The sequence below is a fragment of the Paracoccus sp. S1E-3 genome (assembly GCF_013868135.1).
In the GTDB taxonomy this organism is placed as follows: Bacteria; Pseudomonadota; Alphaproteobacteria; order Rhodobacterales; family Rhodobacteraceae; genus Paracoccus.
The window spans coordinates 1,229,666-1,248,646 of the sequence record NZ_JACEMU010000004.1; the positions used below are offsets into that span (position 1 = coordinate 1,229,666).

Genomic DNA, 18,981 nt, shown 5'->3' on the forward strand with positions numbered 1-18,981 from the left:
GGCACGGCGTCAATCGGCCCAGCCCGCCGCGAGGGCAACTTCTGTGCTTGGCGTTTTCAGCTTCTGTTGTTACCGTTCTGCTGAGGAGCGCCACGGGCGGAAACGCATGATTGCTACCATGGGCATAGACTTGTGCGCCGCTGCGGCGGCCGCAGGAATGGATAGGTTCCGGTGATGCGGCACACGCTGACGCACGCACCGCAATTCTATGTCACCGCACCGCAGCCGTGCCCCTATCTGCATGGCCGGGCCGAGCGCAAGCTGTTCACGGCGCTGCATCCCGGCAATGCGCAGGAGCTGAACAATGCCCTGTCGCGACAGGGCTTCCGACGCTCGCAGAACGTCCTTTACCGTCCCAGCTGCGAAAGCTGCGTGGCCTGCATGTCGGCGCGGATCCGGGTGCGCGATTTTACCCCCAGCCGCACCCAGCGGCGGATGCGCAACCGCAACGCCGACCTGACCCGGCAAGCCACCAGCGCCTGGGCCACCGAAGAACAGTTCGAACTGTTCCGCCGCTATCTGGACGGCCGGCACGCCGATGGTGGCATGGCCGATATGGATATCTTCGAATTCGCCGCCATGATCGAGGAAACGCCGGTGCGCACCCGCGTCATCGAATACCGTGGCGAAAACATCTTCGGCACCGATGGCACCGCCGACCTCGCCGCCGTCTGCCTGACCGATGTGCTGGATGACGGGCTGTCGCTGGTCTACAGTTTCTTCGACCCCCGGCTGGAAGCGCGCAGTCTGGGCACGCATATCATCCTCGACCATATCGAATTGGCGCGCGAAACCGGGCTGCCCTATGTCTATCTGGGCTATTGGGTGCCCGGCAGCCGCAAGATGGATTACAAGGCCCGCTTCGGCGCGCTGGAAATCTATAAAGGCGGGGTCTGGCAGGATATCGGCAATCCGCAGGACCATTCCGATGAGGCACATCCGCTGGCCGTTGATCCCATCGTCGAACAGGTGGCGCGGATCGACCTGCCCTGATCGCGCAACATTATTGCGCGTTGCGTGAAATTTACGTCATTTTCGTTAATTTCGCCCATTGACGCTGCTGCGGCTCGCCAATAGTTTGCGGCGGCGCGGCACGAGCGCGCTGTTATTCCTGCGCTGCGGCATGGGCCGCAACTACAGTAGAAGGATGGTCCGATGTCCCGAAAGATGACGGGTGCGAAAATGATCGTTGAAGCCCTGAAAGATCAGGGTGTGGATACGGTATTCGGCTATCCGGGCGGCGCGGTGCTGCCGATCTATGACGAGATTTTCCAGCAGAACGACATCAAGCACATTCTGGTCCGTCACGAACAGGGCGCGGTCCATATGGCCGAGGGCTATGCCCGTTCGACCGGCAAGCCGGGGGTGGTTCTGGTGACCTCGGGGCCGGGCGCCACCAATGCCGTCACCGGCCTGACAGATGCGCTGCTGGATTCGATCCCGCTGATCGTTCTGTCGGGTCAGGTGCCGACCTTCCTTGTCGGCACCGACGGCTTTCAGGAGGCCGATACCATCGGCATCACCCGCCCCTGCACCAAGCATAACTGGCTGGTGAAGGATCCGGCCACGCTGGCGCAGACCATTCACCAGGCGTTTCATGTCGCGACCTCGGGGCGGCCGGGGCCGGTGCTGATCGACATCCCCAAGGACGTCCAGTTCGCCGAGGCCGAATATGTCGGCCCCAAGCAGATCCCCCCCAGCCCCTATCAGCCGAAGAAAAAGGGCGATATCGACGCCATCACCCGACTGGCCGAACTGATGGAGAAGGCCGAGCGCCCGATCTTCTACACCGGCGGCGGCGTGATCAATTCAGGCCCCGCGGCCAGCCAGCTGCTGGTTGAACTGGCCGAAGCCACGGGTTTTCCGATAACCTCGACGCTGATGGGGCTTGGCGCCTATCCGGCCTCGGGCCAGAAATGGCTGGGAATGCTGGGGATGCACGGCACCTACGAGGCCAATCTGGCCATGCATGGCTGCGACCTGATGATTGCGGTGGGCGCGCGGTTCGACGATCGCATCACCGGGCGGGTGGCCGATTTCAGCCCCGGTTCTGTGAAGGCGCAGATCGACATCGACCCGTCAAGCATAAACAAGATCATCCATGTCGACCTGCCGATCCAAGGCGATGTCGGGCATGTGCTGGAAGACCTGCTGAAGATCTGGAAATCGCGGGGCCGCAAGACGAACGCGGAAGCGGTGCGGAAATGGTGGGCGCAGATCGAGCAGTGGAAGGCGACGAACTGCCTCGCCTATACCAATTCGGACTCGATCATCAAACCGCAGCACGCGCTGGAACGACTGGAGGCGCTGACCAAGGACCGCGACCGTTACATCACCACCGAGGTTGGCCAGCACCAGATGTGGGCGGCGCAATTCCTGCATTTCGACCAGCCGAACCGCTGGATGACCTCGGGCGGACTGGGGACGATGGGTTACGGTCTGCCGGCCTCGGTGGGCGTGCAGGTCGCGCACCCGGATGCGCTGGTGATCAACGTCGCTGGCGATGCGTCCTGGCTGATGAACATGCAGGAGATGGGCACGGCGGTGCAGTTCCGCGCCCCGGTCAAGCAGTTCATCCTGAACAACGAACGTCTGGGCATGGTGCGCCAGTGGCAGCAATTGCTGCATGGCGAACGCTATAGCCAGAGCTGGTCGGAAAGCCTGCCCGATTTCGTCAAGCTGGCCGAGGCCTTTGGCTGCAAGGGCCGACAGGTCAGCGACCCGGCGGAACTGGACGACGCCATCCGCGAGATGATCGATCATGACGGGCCGTTCATTCTGGACGTGCTGGTCGAGAAACACGAAAACTGCTTCCCGATGATCCCATCAGGCAAGCCGCATAACGAAATGCTGCTATCGCCCGAGGCCGGTGCCTTCACCGGCGGCGGCGCGCTGGTGTAGGGGGGCAACGACATGGTTCTGAACATCCAACAAGGCGCGACCAGCCATTCGGCTTATGACCTGCGCGATCCAAATGCGCAGATCGAGGAACGCCACACCCTTGCCGTGCTGGTCGAGAACGAGCCGGGCGTGCTGGCCCGCGTGATCGGACTGTTTTCGGGGCGCGGCTATAACATCGACAGCCTGACCGTGGCTGAAACCGATCACGAAGGCCATCGCTCGCGCATCACCATCGTGACGCGCGGGACGCCCTCGGTGATCGTGCAGATCAAGGCGCAGCTGGGCCGCATCGTGCCCGTGCACGAGGTCCACGACCTGACCACCGAAGGCCCCAGCGTCGAACGCGAACTGGGCCTGTTCAAGGTCTCGGGCACGGGCGACCATCGCGTCGAAGCCCTGCGCATCGCCGAGATCTTCCGCGCCAATGTGGTCGATTCGACGCTGAAAAGCTTTGTCTTCGAAATCACAGGCACGCCGGAAAAGCTGGACGCTTTCGCCGATCTGATGCGCCCGCTGGGGCTGTCCGATCAGGCGCGCACCGGAGTCGCTGCACTGGCACGCGGGGCATGAAGCCCCGCAATTGCGGCCTTCAAATCGTTAATATTGCTTAAAGATTGATCGCCGGCGAATAGACTTCACCGTCCTCGCGATCAGCGGTCATGGCGCGCATTTGCGGTGTGTCACAACGCGAAACGACATGCAGATGCGAGGCGGGGCGGTTGGTGTGCCCCAGCAGCGCATCGGGCAGTTGCGGGCAGACCTTTGGCGCAATGACGCTGACCGCACGGGCGTGTCGCAAATTGCCGATGGTTTCGCATTCCAGCCGCAGCAGATCGCCGGGAACCGGCCAGTCCGCCTGATCCAGAAGACTGTCGCAGCCGCGGAGGTAGGCCAGCGGGCCCTGATCTTCACACCAGATGACAGCCTTGCGGCTGGTCTCACTGCTCCAGATCACGACACCGATCATTTCCAACCTCCCGCCAGTGAATCATGTTTATCTGATCCACCGTTCATATATGAAACGTTAATAACTGTATTGACCCATTGCCGGAAGACAATTTTTTGCAGGTTATGACTTGGTTCCATAATGTGACGTAACGTCATTTCAAAAAATATGTTCAACCTGCAGTGGCGCAAACGAACCATTTTTCTCTGCGGCGAGTCAAATGGGTTTCGCCCCGACAACATGGATTTGCGGTCCTGCAGCATTGATGCCACAATATTTTCCATTTCCCCCTTCCGACGAACGGGAATAGTTCGGAAAAATACCGGGTAACCTATATAAGTACAGGCTTGGAGCGGTGCTGCGCGGCCCAGCCAAGCCTAGCGGATGCGCCCCGCACGCACATCGGCCACCGCCTTCTGCACCTGCGCCATGCGCGCCGTCCGCGACGGGTGAGAGCCGAGCACCTGATTGCCCGGATCGGGCATGCGGCGGAAGAACTCGGCGCCGTTCACCGGATCATATCCGGCATTCAGTGTCACCACCGCGCCCATATAATCCGCCTGCAGCTCCCACTCCTTGGAATAGACCCGCGAGCCGACACTGGCGCCCATCTGCTGAACGCTGCTGATGGTGGTCGAATCGGCGCCAGCCGCGGCCGCCAGACCGCCGAGGATGATCGCCCCGGCGGTGGCGGAATTCGACTTCCGCGCCAGATGGTTCAGAATGTGATGGCTGGCCTCGTGACCGACGACGAAGGCCAGTTCGTCGGCATTCTGCGCCGCCGCAATCAGCGAGACGGTGAAGCCGATGATCGGGCGCCCGGAATCGTCGAGGGTCTGGAAGGCGTTCGGCTCCATCTCCAGCCGGTCATCGACCACGAACTGGTAATCGCAATTGATGTTCGTGGTCCGACGCGCGGCGCATTCACGCTCGACCGCCGGCTCCATCTTGCGAATCACGCTCAGGAAATTGTTGGCCGCCTGCCGGGGCGACAGCGGCGTGGTGCGCGAGGGTGCGATCACGGTGGTTTCCGCCGTGCGCTGCGTGGGTTCGGGCATCCGGGGCGTATCCGACACCACCACCGGCGTACAGGCTGACAGGGCTGCCGCGGCGGTTGCAGACAGAAGGGCAAGACGGGCGCGGTTGCGGATCATGTTCACTCTCGGCTGACGGGTCGGAGCGCAGAATAGACAAGCCCCTCTTGCGAGGCAAACCACTTCAGGTCACCCTGTTTTCAAGATCACGACAGGGAATGCCATGTTCACCATCGAGCACGATTTCGACGCCACCATCATCACCCTGATCGACGAGCCCGAAAGCGCCCCGTTGCAGGGCGATATCGTCATCACCGCCTTCGACGACCGCGTCGTGGTCCGTCAGGACGAACCCGATACCGACCGCTACAGCGAGATCACGCTCAGCCTGCGGCAGCTGGACGAATTGCGGGCGGCGTTGAACCTGCCCGAGGGCGGCTATCGGCTGGACCGCCCGAAATAGCCGCGGGTCGTCAACCGAGCACGCGAAAGGTCTTTTCGCGCGCGGTCTCGCCCCGGATCAGTTCCAGCCGCGTTTTCGGGATCCCGATCGCCTTCGCCAGAAGCTGTGTCACCGCCGCCGTGGCCTTACCGCCCTCCGGCACGGTCGTGACATAAACGCGGATCAGGCCGTCTGCGTCCATCGTGATGCGGTTGGCCGCCGCCCTGGGCGTGACCCGCACCTCGATGCGGGTGTCCGGCAAGGCCAGGTGGCGCAGATCGGCGGCGGGTTTCGACATGGCACCGTTGAAACGCTGCCCCGCGTCCGCGTCAAGCCTTGGCGCGCCCGCCACGGTCGATTAGATCACCTGCCAAAGGAGACGCCCATGACCCGTGCCCCCCTGCCAGCCGCCAATGCCGAGGCGCTTGAATTCCTGCGCGGCCGCCGCTCGCATCCGCCGGCGCTGCTGACGGGGCCGGGACCCGACGAGGCCGCCCTGACCGGGCTGCTGACGCTCGCCGCCCGCGCGCCGGACCATGGTAAGCTGGAACCCTGGCGCTTCATCGTCCTGCGCGGTGCCGCCCTGGCGCGGCTGGCCCCGCTGGTCGCGGATGCTTCGGCCGCCGCAGGCAACACGCCCGAAAAGGCGCAGAAGCACGGCGATGCCTTCCGCGTGCCGGTCGTGGTGGCAGTCGTCTTCGCCCCCGTCGCCAGCGACAAGGTGCCGGAATGGGAACAGTTCCTGTCGGCGGGCGCGGTCAGTCTGGGGCTGGTCAATGCGGCGCTGGCGGCGGGCTATGGGGCTAGCTGGCTGACCGGGGTCGCCAGCGCGCCCGACTTCGCCCGCACCCATCTGGGCCTGACCGGGGACGAACGCATCGCCGGCTTCATCCATATCGGCAATCGCCGCGAGGCCCCGCCGCCGGACCGTCCCCGGCCCGACATCGCCGCCAAGACCACGGTGCTGGAATGACCGCGCCGCGCGCCCTGCTGCTGGGCTGGGCGGACCTTCTGCGTCCGCGCATCTTCAGGCTGGTGCTGCTGGGCATCGCGCTGACCATCCTGCTTTTCGTGGCGCTTCAGGCCGGGCTTTTCTGGGCGCTGCGCCTGTTCGGCCCCGACAGCGTCACCCTGCCGTTCTGGGGCGCGATCCCGCTCGGCGGGGCGCTCAGCTGGGGCAGTCTGGCAATGTTTCCAGTGCTGGGCTTCTTCCTGATGGCCCCGGTCGCGGCCGCTTTTGCCGGGTTGTTTTCCGACCGGGTGGCCAACCGGGTCGAGGAAATTCATTATCCCAACGCCCGCGGGGCCGAGCCCGATTTCTGGGACGGCCTGCTGGAATCGCTGGCGGTGATGGGGCTGGTGTTACTGGTCGGACTTTGCAGCCTGTTGCTGACGCCCTTTGTGGGACCGCTGGCGCCGGTGCTGTTCTACATCGCGAACGGCTGGCTGCTCGGGCGCGAATTCTTTCAGATGGCCGCCCGGCGCCACCTGCCCGAAACCGAGGCGACGCGCCTGCGCAACGCGCGCACGGTCACGGTAACGGCTTTGGGGGTGATGATCGCCTTCGCGCTGACCATCCCGGTGGTGAACATTGCCGTGCCGGTGCTGGCGGTGGCCTCGTTCACCCATCTTTACCACCTGCTCAGCGGACCAGCTGGTCGAGCTGCATGATATCCTCGCGCGAGATCACCCCGCCGAGAATGAGATAGGCGCAGCCGGCCCAGAGCACGGCGGAAATCGCCGTGGCCCAGGCCATTTTCCTGCCCAGCATCGGGTTCGCCGGCGCCCCCGCCGGCGTGCCGGGCACCACCTCGCCAGCCTCGGCCTGACTGACCTGGCCGATCGGCAGCAGCACGAACAGGGTCAGGAACCACAGAACCGCGTAAAGGACGATGCCGCCGGTCAGATTCATCGGTTCAACTCCTGCTGCTGAGGTCTTGCGCCGCGCCGACCCTCAGGCATTTGCGCCACGTTCGGGCCTTTTATGCGGCTCTCGGGGAGAATCCAAGGAAAACCGGCGGCGCATTAACCGACCCTTAGGCATTAGCGCTCTAGCGTGGGACATCAGGTGATTCCATGAGGGGATGGAAGAATGCAGACGGAACCCAACGCATCAGGATCGGCACCGCCCTTTTGGCAGGCCCGGCTTCCGGGACGCCCGCTTTCGGGACTGACCGTGCTGGTCGTCGAGGATTCGCGCTTCGCGTCCGAGGCGATGCGGCTTCTCTGCCTGCGCTCGGGCGCCCGGATCCGGCGCGCCGACAGCCTGCGCACGGCGATGCGGCATCTGCAGACCTATCGCCCGACAGTGGTCATCGTCGACATGGGCCTGCCCGACGGCTGCGGAACCGAGCTGATCGCCCAGATCCGCACCCTGGGCAGCGGCGCACCCATGATCCTGGCGATTTCGGGCGATCCCGACATGCGGAATCAGGCGATGCGGGCGGGCGCGGCGGATTTTCTGGAAAAGCCGATCGAAAGCCTCGCGGTGTTTCAGCAGACGATCCTGTCATCACTGCCGCCCGAGGCCGCACCCCGCGGCCCCCGCCTGCTGCCAGATGATATCGTCATCCCCGATGACAGCGCACTGCGCGACGATCTGGCCCATGTGGCCGAGGTGCTCGCCGGTGCCAGCGACAGTGCCGCCATCGACTATATCGCCCGCTTTCTGACCGGGGTGGCCCGTTCGGCGCATGACGGCCCGCTGGCCGAAGCGGCGGCTGCGCTTGCCCGCGACCATCAGGCCGGGCGCGCGGTGGCCACCGATCTGACCCGGATCAGCGGCCTGTTGCATGAACGTCTTACGGCGGTCGGCTCTGCATGAACCGCCGCATCCGGGCGACCCGTCATGGAATGCTCCGCCATGGCGGGTCGCCCGGCCCCTGTCGGGGAGGGGTGCGGACCGGCCGGTCGGCCGCGCACCCGCCCCCGGCATCGCAATGGATCGATGCGCAGCAGCCCAAGCCCGCGCCCGCAATGACGCTTCGGATTCACAAGTGCAGGATCACCGCCTCGGCCCGTCGGACGATCGGGGCCGTCATGGCCGACAGGCTGAATGTCTGCAGCCCGGCCTCGGTGAAATTCGATGGCGCCAACCACGCCTGATGGGCCGCGCGGATCTCGGGCCACTCGTCGGCAATCATCGCGAACCAGGCCGTATCGCGATTGCGGGACTTGATGATCATATGGCTGCGGAAGATGCCTTCGAAGGCGAAGCCGTAGCGCCGGGCCGCACGGCGCGAGGCCGCGTTCCGCGCGTTGCACTTCCATTCGACGCGGCGATAACCGGCCGTGAAAGCCCAGTCGATCATGGCCATCAGTGCCTCGGACGCGGCCCGGCTGCGCTGCGCTGCGGGTGAAAGGACGACATTGCCGATCTCGACCACGCCATTCGCGGCGTCGATGCGCATGAAGGCGGCATAGCCGAACGCATCCCCGCCCCCGGCTGGCAGAAAGGCATAAAAGACCGCGCCCGTTGCAACCGCCTGCTCCATCCAGCCGCGCAAGGCTGCGGCATCACCGAAGGGCCCGTTGCTCATATAATCCCAGACCGCCGGATCATGCCGGGTCGCGGCAAAGATCGCATCGGCGTGCCGCGCGGGATCCAGTCTCTCCAACCAGACGTAGCGGCCTGGAATGATCTCAGGGCCCGGCCGGGGCGGGGGATGCCAATCCGATAACGGTTCGCCAGGCCGGTGTGCGGGCAATTCGTTTGTCATGGCCGCAGTCTATCGGGCGCACCGCCTGCGGCAACCCCGGCGCATGAGGCCGCGCGGCCGGACTGGCTGGCGCGGAACGGGACCCACCCGGCCGGCTGTCGCAGCGGGCGCAGATCGCGGTGCAATCCCTCTCCGACACCCGCCACTTAGGTGGTTGGCGCATTGTTCCGCGCTGCACGGACAGCGGCGTTTCGGGACCGGCTCGCCGGGATCGAGTTTCAATCCGGGATTTTCACCATCCCTTCGACGTGCGGATGGCGTTACAACCTCCTTCCGCAGTTTTTGCGGCGCAGGATCGATGGCCCGAAGCGTTACCACGCCTTCAAGCCCGGTGCAGCCGGTCGAGACCGCGGGCGAAACCTCCGTTGCGCCGGCGGGAAGGCGCGAGACGTGGGACCAGGCCCGCGCAGCGGCCCGCAGGGGGAAAATCGCGGCAGGCAGTGTCGGTTGCCGGAATGAACACCGCCGCCCGGCGGCTTGCGCGGCCGGCGGGGGCCTTATTCCTTCGGCAGCGCGCGCAGGCGCAGGTCGCGGAGCTGTTCGTTGGTCGGCTCGCTGGGCGCGCCCATCATCAGGTCTTCGGCGCGCTGGTTCATCGGGAACATGATGACCTCGCGGATATTCTGCTCATCCGCCAGCAGCATGACGATGCGGTCGATCCCGGCAGCGCAGCCGCCGTGCGGGGGGGCGCCGTATTTGAACGCCTTGACCATACCGCCGAAACGCTTTTCGACCTCATCATGGCCATAGCCCGCCAGTTCGAAGGCCTTGAACATGATCTCCGGCTTGTGGTTGCGGATCGCCCCCGAGACCAGTTCGTAGCCGTTGCAGGCGAGGTCATACTGATAGCCCTTCACCTTCAGCGGATCGCCCGACAGCGCCTCCAACCCGCCCTGCGGCATCGAGAAGGGGTTGTGGCTGAAGTCGATCCGGCCCTCGTCGTTCTTCTCATACATCGGGAAGTCGACGATCCAGGCGAATTTGAACTGGTTCTCGTCGGTCAGGCCAAGCTCGCGCCCGATCTCGTTGCGCGCGCGGCCGGCCACGGCCTCGAAGGCATCGGGCTTGCCGCCAAGGAAGAAGGCGGCGTCGCCCTCGCCCAGACCAAGCTGGACGCGCAGGGCTTCGGTCTTTTCGGGGCCGATGGCCTTGGCGATCGGGCCGGCAGCCTCGGTCGAGCCATCCTCGGCCTTGCGCCAGAAGATATAGCCCATGCCCGGCAGGCCCTCGCGTTGCGCGAAGGCGTTCATGCGGTCGGCGAATTTGCGGCTGCCGCCGGTCGGCGCGGGGATGGCGCGGATCTCGGTGCCGTCCTGTTCCAGCAGTTTCGCGAAGATCGCGAAGCCGGAATCGCGGAAATGGTCACTGACCACCTGCATCTCGATCGGGTTGCGCAGGTCGGGCTTGTCGCTGCCGTATTTCAGCATCGATTCCGCGTAAGGGATGCGCGGCCAGTTCGGATCGACCGGGCGGCCGCCGCCGAATTCCTCGAACAGGCCCTGAATGACTGGCTGGACGGTGTTGAACACGTCCTCCTGATCGACGAAGGACATCTCGATGTCGAGCTGGTAGAAGTCCGTGGGCGAGCGGTCGGCGCGCGGATCCTCGTCGCGGAAGCAGGGTGCGATCTGGAAATAGCGGTCGAAACCCGCCACCATGATCAGCTGCTTGAACTGCTGCGGCGCCTGCGGCAGGGCGTAGAACTTGCCCGGATGCAGGCGCGACGGCACCAGAAAGTCGCGCGCCCCTTCTGGGCTGGACGCGGTGATGATCGGGGTCTGGAACTCGGTGAAGCCTTCGTCCCACATGCGGTTGCGCAAGGACCGCACGACCTTGGACCGCAGCATGATGTTGTTGTGCAGCGACTCGCGGCGCAGGTCGAGGAAGCGATAGGTCAGGCGCGTTTCCTCGGGATATTCCTGATCGCCGAAGACCGGCAGCGGCAGTTCCTCGGCCGGGCCGAGAACCTCGATCTCGGTTGCGTAGACCTCGATCTCGCCGGTCGGAAGCTTGGGGTTCACCAGCGAGGGGTCGCGCAGCTTCACCCGGCCATCGACGCGGATCACGGTTTCAGCCTTCAGCTTTTCCATCGCGGCAAAAGCCGGCGAGTCGCTGTCGGCCAGCACCTGCGTCATACCGTAATGATCGCGCAGATCGACGAACAGCACGCCCCCGTGGTCACGGACGCGGTGAACCCAGCCCGACAGGCGGACGGTTTCCCCGGCATGGGCGGCGGTCAGATCGGCGCAGGTATGGCTGCGATAGGCGTGCATGGCGGACCTCTTTCGTTCAGCCTCCGCATGAACAGTGCGGGGGGGCGGAAGTCAAGCGGGGCGGTGATTTGTCTTGACAGCGCTGCCCAGCTACGGCTGCCTGAAAGGGGGGGACGCCATGGCCTATCTGATCCTGAAGGCAGCGATTTCGGGGATGCTGATTGCGCTGGCATCCGAGGTTGCACGGCGTCACGCGGGCTTTGGCGCGTTGATCGCGTCGCTGCCGCTGGTCTCGGTTCTGGGGATGATGTGGTTGTGGCGCGATACCGGTGATCCGCAGCGGCTGGCCGATCACGCCCAGGCGACGTTGTGGTATGTGCTGCCCTCGTTGCCGATGTTTCCGCTGATCGCGGTGATGCTGCGGACGGGCGCGGGGTTCTGGGTCAGCCTTGGGGCAGGATGCGCGCTGACGGTGGTGCTGTATTTGCTGGCGGTGGTGCTGATAGGGAACGGCTGAGGCCGTTCAGAACGGCCGCACGACGTTGCCAGAGTAGAAATAGACCCCCATCCCGATCGCAAACAGGATGTTGCCGGCGATGGCGTGCAGCGCCCAGGCCCAGGGGAAGCCCCGACGCAGGTAGCCGGTCGAGAAGGCCAGACCGCCCGCAAAGGTGAAGATGGCGACGATCCAGTTCCAATACATCAGATGCGCGAGGCTGAAGATCGCGGCATTCACCAGCACCCCCTGACGCGGACCGCTGAACAGCCGGCTATAGCGGTGGAAGAACAGGACACGGAAGATAAGCTCCTGCGGCAGGGCCGACAGCAGCGGGTAGAGCAGCCAGACCAGCAACAGGAAGCGCGGGTCGCGGCGCAGGAAGGAAAACAGCGATTCGGGGCGGGTGGCGTAAAGCACCGCGATGGAGACGAGCGCCGTCAGCACCGCGAAGGCCGCGAACAGCGGCCAGTCGAAGCGGCCCCAGCCCCGGATAAGCCCGCGAAAGTCGAAGCCGCCGGTCCACCACAGCAGGATCAGGCCCAGCACCGAAAAGGCGAACAGCGCGGGAAACAGCAGGGTCGGCGGCAGGAACAGCGCGATGGCAACCGGGATGGCCACGAAAAGCGCGGCGAATTCTACCGCCAGCGCAGCCCGGCCGGTCTGGCCGCGCTGTGCCCAGGTGAAGCGGGACGGCGTCAGCGGATCAGACGGCGATTCAGCCATGCGCGCCAGTCATTAGCATTGCCTGCAAAGGTGTTCAGATCGACATTGCCGCGGATGCCCGGAACACTGCCGGTGCCAGTATATTGCCAGAAGGTCCAACGCTGGCCCGGATAGACCAGGCGCGGGTGGCCGGCGACCGAACGCAGCCAGAATTCTGCATTCAACCGCCCGATGCCGGTGTCACGGTAGAAATCGACCGTGGTGTAGATGATCGGGCGCTGACCGTAATAGCTTTCCAGAATGGCGATGAAGTTCGAGGCCTCGCGCAGGATCTCGGCCGAGCCGGGACGGCGGGGGCAGGTCTTCGAATTGGTCCATTCGATGTCCAGCACCGGCGGCAGCGAGCCCGGCTCGCGCGGGACGTTGCGGATATACCATGCGGCCTGCTCGGCGCCCGAACGGCAGAAGTAGTAGTAGTGATAGGCCCCGCGCGGGATGCGGGCATTGCCGGCCTCGCGCCAGTAGCGGCGGAATTCGGGGTCGACATGGTCTGCGCCCTCGGTCGCCTTCAGGAAGGCGAAGCTGATCCCCGAGGTGCGGGCGCGATCCCAGTCGATGATCCCCTGCCAGCGCGAAATGTCGATGCCGTGGACCTGATTGTCATAGGGATGGCCGCCGACCCATTGATGGGGCGCGTTGTCGCCCAGCTGGGGCACGGTCCCGCCGACCCAACCGCCGCCGCCATTCGGCACGACAACGGTGCGGGGCGCGCCGCAGGCTGCCAGCAGCAGCACGGCGACGGCCGAAAGAATGGTGACAATGCGCGACATGGTGCCCCTCGGTTTATGTTTTTTGCCGTTATCGCAGCGGCGTGTGGCAAAGTCACGACGCCATTTTGGTCACATTGGCGTCAGGACAGCAGGCGCATGGCCCCGGTCATCGCGAAGTTGCGCCTGTGGCGCCGATTGCCCAAACAGGTGTCACCCTGAAAAACCCGAGAGAGACCGAGAGCCGAATAATGACGATCGCTTTGTCGGAGCCGCCCTTCGGCTAAGGCGCCCCTCCTCCGCCAAGGCGATCGGTGCCATGCATGAAACCATAGCCGGCATGGCCACGATGAATGCGCGTGACGACGATGCGGACTGCGGGCGTCAGCGGCGGGTTTGCACGCCCGCCGGTTGAGAGCCGAATTCCGCGTCAATGCGGGTATCGTCTAGCGCGCGGCGACGCAGCTCTGTGACGACACCGCCATGCTGCCCGGATTGGCACCGATGCGACCCGGTCAATCCGCAAAGGCATCGGCGCAGCCTCAGTTCCGGTCCGGCACCATCTTGCCCGGATTGAGGATATTGTTCGGATCGAGCGCCGCCTTGATCGCCCCCATCACCTGCCAGGCCTGCCCGTGCTGTTCGGCCATCAGCCCGCGCTTGCCGATGCCGATGCCATGTTCGCCGCTGACGGTGCCGCCCACCGCGATCGCCCGGCGCGCCATGGCATTGGCGACCTCTTTCGCGCGGGCCAGTTCCTCGGCATTGCCGGGTTCGATCAGCAGCAGCGTGTGGAAATTCCCGTCCCCGACATGGCCCACGATGTTCCCGAGGATCCCAGCCTGTGCCATGTCCGCTGCTGCTGCCGCCACCGCGCCGGGCAGTTCCGACATCGGCACGCAGACATCGGTGACGACACCCGTCGCGCCCGGCCGCAGCTTCAGCGTTGCCCAATAGGCGGCGTGGCGCGCCTCCCACAGCTTCTTGCGATCCTCAGCCGAGGATGCCCATTGGAACCCCTGCCCGCCATGCTCGGCCGCGATCTCGCCAAAGGCCTCGGCATCGTTGCACACAGTCGCCGGCGCGCCGTTGAACTCGACCAGCAGATGCGGCTGCTCGGGGTATGAGGTGCCGGAGTTCAGGTTCACCGCCCGCATGGCGACCGCGTCCATGAATTCGATCCGCGCCATCGGAATACCCGCCTGCATGGTCATGGCCACGCAGTTCACCGCATCCTCCATCGAGGCGAAGGCGCAGACGGCGGCGGCCACATCCTCGGGCTGACCGTAAAGACGCAGGGTCAGTTCGGTGATGATGCCCAGCGTGCCCTCGGACCCGACCATCAGCGCGGTCAGGTCGTAACCCGCACTGGATTTCGCCGCCTTCGTGCCGGTGCGGATCACCGTGCCGTCGGCCAGCACCACCTCAAGCGCCAGAACGGCGTCGCGCATGGTGCCGTAGCGCACCGCCATGGTGCCGGAGGCCCGCGTCGCCGCCATCCCGCCAAGCGAGGCATTCGCGCCGGGATCAATCGGGAAGAACAGGCCGGTGGCGCGCAGTTCGGTGTTCAGCGCCTCGCGCGTGACTCCGGGCTGCACGGTGGCCAGCAGATCCTCGGGGCGGATGTCCAGCACCCGGTTCATGCGCATCAGGTCCATGACCAGCCCGCCATGGGTTGCAAGGGCGTGCCCTTCCAGCGAGGTGCCCGTGCCCCAACCGATCACCGGCACGCCGTGGCGGTTGCAGATCGCCATGATGGCGCTGACCTCGGCGGTGGTTTCGGGCCAGGCGACCGCCTCGGGTGGGGGGGCGCGATGCCAGGTTTCCGACTGGCCGTGCTGGTCGCGATCGGCATCCTTCTGCGACAGCCGGTCCCCGATCACCGCCCGAATTTCGTCAAATGCCTGCTTGTGGTTGACCATGCGCGCCCCCTTTTGCTTCATGGCAACATGGCCCAACCCGCAACGCCGCGAAAGCCCCGGAACGACGCGCCCGCCCGTCATTGGACCGTGGCAGGGCCGAAGCAGTTGCGGCGGCAGGCGCGGCGCGCGTTGCGGATCATCCGCGCCGAAGGGCCAAGCCAGGTGCAATTCTGGCTGCTGGCCCTGCTGATCGGGATCGGCGCCGGTCTGGCGGCGCTGTTCTTCCGGCTTGGGATCAATGCGCTGCAACGCGCCGCTTACGGTATCGACGACCAGCGTCTGACCAGCGCGGCGGGGATGCTGCCGTGGTGGTGGCTGATCGCGGTGCCGACGCTGGGCGGGCTGGCGGTGGGGCTGATCCTGAACCGCTTCACCCCCGATGGCCGCGTTCGCACGGTCGCCGACGTGATCGAAGGCGCCGCGCTGGAGGGCGGCCGGGTCGAGATGCGCGAGGGGCTGGCCTCGGCCGCCGCGTCGCTGATCACGCTGGGGACGGGCGGATCGTCCGGGCGCGAGGGGCCGGTGGTGCATATGGCCGGGGTGATCTCGACATGGATCTCCGACCGCATCAATGCCAGCCCGATGGCCGGGCGCGAATTGCTGGGCTGCGCGGTGGCGGGCGCGGTGGCCGCCAGCTTCAACGCCCCCATCGCCGGTGCCCTGTTCGCGCATGAAGTCATCCTGCGCCATTTCGCCACCCATGCCTTCGCCCCCATCGCCATCGCCGCAGTGGCGGGCGCCGTCATCAACCGGCAGGCCTTCGGCGGCGCGACCGAATTCGCGCTGACGGATGATCCGGGCCTGGGTTTCTATGCCGAGCTGCCGGCTTTCGCGGTGCTGGGACTGATCTCGGCGCTTGTCGCGGCGGTTCTGGTCTGGGCGATCCTGCGCGCGGATGGGGCGGGGACGGCGATCTTCGCGCGAACCGGCTGGCCGCGCTGGATGCGCCCGATGCTGGCGGGCACGCTGCTGGGGATCCTCGCGATCCCGTTTCCGCATATCATCGGCGTCGGCTATCAGACCACTTTCGCGGCGCTGAACGGGGCGTTCACCCTGAACGAGGTGCTGATCTTCGCGGCGGTGAAGGTGGTGGCGGTGGCGGTCACGCTGGGCGGACGGATGGGTGGCGGGGTCTTCTCGCCCGCGTTGGTGCTGGGGGCGCTGACCGGGCTTGCCTTCGGGATGGTCGCTACATGGCTGCTGCCGCACCTGTCGGGCGGAACCACCGTCTATGCGCTGGCGGGCATGGGCGCGGTGGGCGCGGCGGTGCTGGGCGCGCCGATTTCCACCGCGCTGATCGTGTTCGAGATGACCGGCGACTATCAGACCGGCCTCGCGGTGATGGTGGCGGTGGCGATGTCATCGGCGCTTGCGTCGCGCCTGCTGCATCGCAGTTTCTTCCTGACCCAGCTGCAGTTGCGCGGCGTGCGCATCGCCGAAGGCCCGCAGGTCTGGCTGCCGCAGCAGATGCGGATCAATTCGCTGCTGCGGCTGCCCGACGCTGAAAATGCCCCCTCGCCCGATCTGGCGCGCAATCTGGCGCTGTCGGGCCGGGCACTGGTGGACGGCGCGCCGTTGGGCCTGGCGCTGTCGGAATTCGAGCGCACCGGCGCGGCCTTCCTGCCGGTGATCCGCCCTGCGGTGCCGCGCGCCGCCGACGCCATCGGGCCGCCGCCCCCGCCCGAGATTCTGGGCACGCTCTACCACGTCGATGCGTTGCGGGCTCTGAACCAGGCCCTGGCGGCCACCGCCGCCGAGGAGCACGCCTAAAGGGCGGTGATCTGCCCGGATTCCAGCCGCACCACCCGGTCCATGCGCGCCGCCAGATCGAGGTTATGGGTGGCGATCAACGCCGACATGCCGGTCTCGCGCACCAGATCCATCAGCACCCCAAAGACCCGGTCCGAGGTCTGGGGATCGAGGTTCCCCGTCGGCTCGTCCGCCAGCAGCAGGGCGGGTTGGTTGGCGAGCGCCCGGCAGAAGGCCACGCGCTGCTGCTCGCCCCCCGACATCTCGGCCGGGCGGTGATCGGCGCGCGCGCTCAGCCCTACGCGGTCCAGCAGATCGGCGGCGCGGGCCCTGGCCATGCGGGCCGCGACGCCGTTCGCCAGTTGCGGCAGCACGATATTCTCGGCCGCGCTGAATTCGGGCAGCAGGTGATGGAACTGATAGACAAAGCCCAGATCGTTGCGCCGCGCCGTCGTGCGCAGATGGTCCGATTTCCCGGTCAGATCCGCCCCGTTCAGGGTGACATGCCCGCTGTCGGGCGTATCGAGCAATCCGGCGATGTGCAGCAGCGTTGATTTGCCCGCCCCGGACGGCGCCACCAGCGCCACCACCTCGCCACGCGCGACCGACAGATCCAGCCCGCGCAGCACCTCGATCTGACCGGGCTGGCCGCGATTATATGCCTTCTCGATCCCTAGCAGGTGCAGGATGTCACTCATAGCGCAGCGCCTCGACAGGGTTCATCCGGGCGGCCCGGCTGGCCGGGATGATGGTGACAAGGAAGGACAGGAACAGCGACAGGCCCACGGCCTTGGCAATATCGATCAGCCGCAGTTTCGCCGGCAGCTCGTAGATGCCGCGCACCGAAGCGTCCCAGGACCCGTTCATCAGCGCCATGATGTGATCCACATTCAGGGACACCACGATCCCCAGCATCACACCGATGATGGTGCCGATGATGCCGGTGAAGGCGCCGCACAGGAAGAACACCCGCAGGATGGCGCCCTGCGTCAGGCCCATGGTGCGCAGGATGCCGATGTCGCGGCCCTTGTTCTTGACCAGCATGATGAGGCCCGAAGTGATGTTCATCGTCGCGATCAGCACCAGCACCGACAGGATGATGAACATGACGTCATCCTCGATATCCAGCGCCCTGAGGAAGCTGCCCGAACTGTCCTTCCAGGTCCACACCTGCGCGCCCTCGCCCGCGGCTTCGATCAGCGGCAGGGTCCAGTCGCCGATGCGTTCGGGATCGTCGACATAGACCTCGATCTCGTCGGCCACCCCTTCGCGGTTGAAATAGGACTGCGCCTCGGCCAGCGGCATGTAGATGCGGGTGCGGTCGATGTCATAACGCCCGGCGCTGAAGATATAGGTGACCTCGTATGCGTTCACGCGCGGCGTGGTGCCAAAGGCCGTCTGCGCGCCTTCGGGCGCGATCAGGCGGATGCGGTCGCCCACGACCACGCCCAGCTCGCGCGCGATGCCCGACCCGATGGCGATGCCGCGATCGAAATCGGCGATGTCGCCGATCGCGGTGGCGGGGTCGGCGATGCGGGGGATCCTGGCGAAATCCTCGGCGGTGGTGCCGAAGACCTCGGCCACATTGGCGCGGTCGGCGGCGGTGGCCATCACCTGTCCCTTGACCACCGGGGCGGTGCGAATGACGCCCGGCACGGCGGCCAGCCGCGCCGCCATCTCGGTATATTCTGTGATGCGGCCGGGGGTCATATAGACTTCGTCGGTCAGCTCATTCGTGAAGCTGGTCGGCGACATGAAGACCGAGGCATGGGCATTGGCGCCGAGGATGGTATCGACGAACTCATCGCGAAAGCCGGTGCGCACGGCCAGCGTCACGATCAGCGCCGCCACCCCGAGGGCGATGCCGATCAGGCTGATCCAGGTCATCACCGACACCCCGCCCTCGGCACGGCGCGCGCGAAGATAGCGCCAGGCGATCAGGAATTCGTAGCGGGAAAAAGGTCTTGGGCTGGGCATGCGCGGTCCTTCCGGTCGGGCGGGAAACTGCGGCGAAACCGGGCAAAGCGCAAGCCGACTTTGCTGTGAAGGCTGCGTGAGGGGCGCTGCACCTTCCCCCTGCGTGGCTCACCCCAAGGGGTTTGGGCGCTGAAGACGGGATGCTTGCC

The 18,981-nt window shown here is 65.7% G+C and carries 21 protein-coding genes; 9 read left to right on the forward strand and 12 right to left on the reverse strand.

The genetic code is table 11. The features are described 5' to 3' along the window. Positions 1-174: 174 nt before the first annotated feature. From H1S04_RS06105 to ilvN, 3 genes are all read left to right on the forward strand, one after another. The gene (locus tag H1S04_RS06105) at positions 175-993 is read left to right on the forward strand and encodes an arginyltransferase (RefSeq protein WP_181744628.1); all 819 of its coding nucleotides are present in this window, start codon (positions 175-177) and stop codon (positions 991-993) included. A 162-nt stretch (positions 994-1,155) separates the two neighbouring features. Next, positions 1,156-2,901 carry an acetolactate synthase 3 large subunit gene (locus H1S04_RS06110; RefSeq protein WP_181744629.1) on the forward strand — a complete coding sequence of 582 codons (1,746 nt, stop codon included), beginning with the start codon at positions 1,156-1,158 and terminating at the stop codon, positions 2,899-2,901. A gap of 12 nt (positions 2,902-2,913) precedes the next feature. Next, on the forward strand, positions 2,914-3,471 hold the full coding sequence (ilvN, locus tag H1S04_RS06115) for an acetolactate synthase small subunit (protein WP_181744630.1): 558 nt from the start codon (positions 2,914-2,916) through the stop codon (positions 3,469-3,471). 37 nt (positions 3,472-3,508) lie between these two features. Here the strand turns inward: ilvN and H1S04_RS06120 are convergent, their stop codons facing one another. The 3 genes from H1S04_RS06120 to H1S04_RS06130 form a co-directional block, all read right to left on the reverse strand. Next, positions 3,509-3,868, reverse strand: a complete 360-nt coding sequence (locus H1S04_RS06120) for a hypothetical protein (protein WP_181744631.1) — start codon at positions 3,866-3,868, stop codon at positions 3,509-3,511. Further along, entirely contained in the window at positions 3,865-4,131 is a 267-nt protein-coding gene (locus tag H1S04_RS06125) for a hypothetical protein (protein ID WP_181744632.1), read from the reverse strand. Before H1S04_RS06125 ends, H1S04_RS06120 begins: the two co-directional genes overlap by 4 nt. A gap of 93 nt (positions 4,132-4,224) precedes the next feature. Further along, entirely contained in the window at positions 4,225-5,001 is a 777-nt protein-coding gene (locus H1S04_RS06130) for a M48 family metalloprotease (RefSeq protein WP_181744633.1), read from the reverse strand. 103 nt (positions 5,002-5,104) lie between these two features. On the opposite strand from H1S04_RS06130, the gene H1S04_RS06135 reads away from it, so the two are divergent. Continuing rightward, positions 5,105-5,344: a hypothetical protein gene (locus H1S04_RS06135; RefSeq protein ID WP_181744634.1), complete on the forward strand. Its 240-nt coding sequence runs from the start codon at positions 5,105-5,107 to the stop codon at positions 5,342-5,344. 10 nt (positions 5,345-5,354) lie between these two features. On the opposite strand, the gene H1S04_RS06140 is transcribed toward H1S04_RS06135, so the two are convergent. Then, positions 5,355-5,621 (reverse strand): DUF167 domain-containing protein, encoded by a 267-nt coding sequence (locus H1S04_RS06140; RefSeq protein WP_181744635.1) that lies wholly within the window; start codon positions 5,619-5,621, stop codon positions 5,355-5,357. A 102-nt stretch (positions 5,622-5,723) separates the two neighbouring features. On the opposite strand from H1S04_RS06140, the gene H1S04_RS06145 reads away from it, so the two are divergent. Continuing rightward, complete coding sequence (locus H1S04_RS06145; protein ID WP_370470474.1) at positions 5,724-6,296, forward strand: nitroreductase family protein; 573 nt, start codon at positions 5,724-5,726, stop codon at positions 6,294-6,296. Continuing rightward, the gene (locus H1S04_RS06150) at positions 6,293-6,994 is read left to right on the forward strand and encodes an EI24 domain-containing protein (RefSeq protein WP_181744637.1); all 702 of its coding nucleotides are present in this window, start codon (positions 6,293-6,295) and stop codon (positions 6,992-6,994) included. The genes H1S04_RS06145 and H1S04_RS06150 overlap by 4 nt, the downstream gene beginning before the upstream one ends. Here the strand turns inward: H1S04_RS06150 and H1S04_RS06155 are convergent. After that, on the reverse strand, positions 6,966-7,235 hold the full coding sequence (locus H1S04_RS06155; RefSeq protein WP_181744638.1) for a DUF1467 family protein: 270 nt from the start codon (positions 7,233-7,235) through the stop codon (positions 6,966-6,968). The genes H1S04_RS06150 and H1S04_RS06155 overlap by 29 nt on opposite strands. Positions 7,236-7,499: 264 nt before the next feature. On the opposite strand from H1S04_RS06155, the gene H1S04_RS06160 reads away from it, so the two are divergent. After that, a complete protein-coding gene (locus tag H1S04_RS06160) occupies positions 7,500-8,147 on the forward strand; it encodes a response regulator (protein ID WP_370521472.1) in 648 nt (215 codons plus the stop codon). Between the two features lie 166 nt (positions 8,148-8,313). Here H1S04_RS06160 and H1S04_RS06165 read toward each other — a convergent pair whose 3' ends face one another. Both H1S04_RS06165 and aspS read right to left on the reverse strand, forming a co-directional pair. After that, a complete protein-coding gene (locus H1S04_RS06165; protein WP_255435460.1) occupies positions 8,314-8,940 on the reverse strand; it encodes a GNAT family N-acetyltransferase in 627 nt (208 codons plus the stop codon). 599 nt (positions 8,941-9,539) lie between these two features. Next, positions 9,540-11,315, reverse strand: a complete 1,776-nt coding sequence (gene aspS, locus H1S04_RS06170; protein ID WP_181744641.1) for an aspartate--tRNA ligase — start codon at positions 11,313-11,315, stop codon at positions 9,540-9,542. 118 nt (positions 11,316-11,433) lie between these two features. Between aspS and H1S04_RS06175 the strand changes: the two genes are divergently transcribed. Next, positions 11,434-11,772: a DUF3147 family protein gene (locus H1S04_RS06175; protein ID WP_181744642.1), complete on the forward strand. Its 339-nt coding sequence runs from the start codon at positions 11,434-11,436 to the stop codon at positions 11,770-11,772. A gap of 6 nt (positions 11,773-11,778) precedes the next feature. Here the strand turns inward: H1S04_RS06175 and H1S04_RS06180 are convergent, their stop codons facing one another. From H1S04_RS06180 to H1S04_RS06190, 3 genes are all read right to left on the reverse strand, one after another. Then, positions 11,779-12,477: a CPBP family intramembrane glutamic endopeptidase gene (locus H1S04_RS06180; RefSeq protein WP_181744643.1), complete on the reverse strand. Its 699-nt coding sequence runs from the start codon at positions 12,475-12,477 to the stop codon at positions 11,779-11,781. Next, positions 12,450-13,247: a GH25 family lysozyme gene (locus H1S04_RS06185; RefSeq protein ID WP_181744644.1), complete on the reverse strand. Its 798-nt coding sequence runs from the start codon at positions 13,245-13,247 to the stop codon at positions 12,450-12,452. The genes H1S04_RS06180 and H1S04_RS06185 overlap by 28 nt, the downstream gene beginning before the upstream one ends. 479 nt (positions 13,248-13,726) lie before the next feature. Then, entirely contained in the window at positions 13,727-15,106 is a 1,380-nt protein-coding gene (locus tag H1S04_RS06190; RefSeq protein WP_181744645.1) for an FAD-binding oxidoreductase, read from the reverse strand. A gap of 27 nt (positions 15,107-15,133) precedes the next feature. On the opposite strand from H1S04_RS06190, the gene H1S04_RS06195 reads away from it, so the two are divergent. Beyond that, positions 15,134-16,876, forward strand: coding sequence for a chloride channel protein (locus H1S04_RS06195; RefSeq protein ID WP_181744646.1), 1,743 nt, complete (start codon positions 15,134-15,136; stop codon positions 16,874-16,876). Here H1S04_RS06195 and H1S04_RS06200 read toward each other — a convergent pair. Beyond that, positions 16,873-17,553, reverse strand: coding sequence for an ABC transporter ATP-binding protein (locus H1S04_RS06200; protein WP_181744647.1), 681 nt, complete (start codon positions 17,551-17,553; stop codon positions 16,873-16,875). The genes H1S04_RS06195 and H1S04_RS06200 overlap by 4 nt on opposite strands. Beyond that, positions 17,546-18,832, reverse strand: a complete 1,287-nt coding sequence (locus tag H1S04_RS06205; RefSeq protein WP_181744648.1) for an ABC transporter permease — start codon at positions 18,830-18,832, stop codon at positions 17,546-17,548. Before H1S04_RS06205 ends, H1S04_RS06200 begins: the two co-directional genes overlap by 8 nt. Between the last annotated feature and the right edge of the window lie 149 nt (positions 18,833-18,981).

Bases quoted from the DNA above. Each gene is read 5' to 3' on its own strand.
- H1S04_RS06205 (WP_181744648.1), bottom strand. From the start codon at position 18,832: ATGCCCAGCCCAAGACCTTTTTCCCGCTACGAATTCCTGATCGCCTGG.
- H1S04_RS06200 (WP_181744647.1), bottom strand. From the start codon at position 17,553: ATGAGTGACATCCTGCACCTGCTAGGGATCGAGAAGGCATATAATCGC.
- H1S04_RS06120 (WP_181744631.1), bottom strand. From the start codon at position 3,868: ATGATCGGTGTCGTGATCTGGAGCAGTGAGACCAGCCGCAAGGCTGTC.
- H1S04_RS06150 (WP_181744637.1), top strand. From the start codon at position 6,293: ATGACCGCGCCGCGCGCCCTGCTGCTGGGCTGGGCGGACCTTCTGCGT.
- H1S04_RS06175 (WP_181744642.1), top strand. From the start codon at position 11,434: ATGGCCTATCTGATCCTGAAGGCAGCGATTTCGGGGATGCTGATTGCG.
- H1S04_RS06110 (WP_181744629.1), top strand. From the start codon at position 1,156: ATGTCCCGAAAGATGACGGGTGCGAAAATGATCGTTGAAGCCCTGAAA.
- H1S04_RS06185 (WP_181744644.1), bottom strand. From the start codon at position 13,247: ATGTCGCGCATTGTCACCATTCTTTCGGCCGTCGCCGTGCTGCTGCTG.
- H1S04_RS06130 (WP_181744633.1), bottom strand. From the start codon at position 5,001: ATGATCCGCAACCGCGCCCGTCTTGCCCTTCTGTCTGCAACCGCCGCG.
- H1S04_RS06180 (WP_181744643.1), bottom strand. From the start codon at position 12,477: ATGGCTGAATCGCCGTCTGATCCGCTGACGCCGTCCCGCTTCACCTGG.
- H1S04_RS06190 (WP_181744645.1), bottom strand. From the start codon at position 15,106: ATGGTCAACCACAAGCAGGCATTTGACGAAATTCGGGCGGTGATCGGG.
- H1S04_RS06105 (WP_181744628.1), top strand. From the start codon at position 175: ATGCGGCACACGCTGACGCACGCACCGCAATTCTATGTCACCGCACCG.
- aspS (WP_181744641.1), bottom strand. From the start codon at position 11,315: ATGCACGCCTATCGCAGCCATACCTGCGCCGATCTGACCGCCGCCCAT.
- H1S04_RS06135 (WP_181744634.1), top strand. From the start codon at position 5,105: ATGTTCACCATCGAGCACGATTTCGACGCCACCATCATCACCCTGATC.
- H1S04_RS06140 (WP_181744635.1), bottom strand. From the start codon at position 5,621: ATGTCGAAACCCGCCGCCGATCTGCGCCACCTGGCCTTGCCGGACACC.
- ilvN (WP_181744630.1), top strand. From the start codon at position 2,914: ATGGTTCTGAACATCCAACAAGGCGCGACCAGCCATTCGGCTTATGAC.
- H1S04_RS06125 (WP_181744632.1), bottom strand. From the start codon at position 4,131: ATGGAAAATATTGTGGCATCAATGCTGCAGGACCGCAAATCCATGTTG.
- H1S04_RS06155 (WP_181744638.1), bottom strand. From the start codon at position 7,235: ATGAATCTGACCGGCGGCATCGTCCTTTACGCGGTTCTGTGGTTCCTG.
- H1S04_RS06195 (WP_181744646.1), top strand. From the start codon at position 15,134: ATGGCCCAACCCGCAACGCCGCGAAAGCCCCGGAACGACGCGCCCGCC.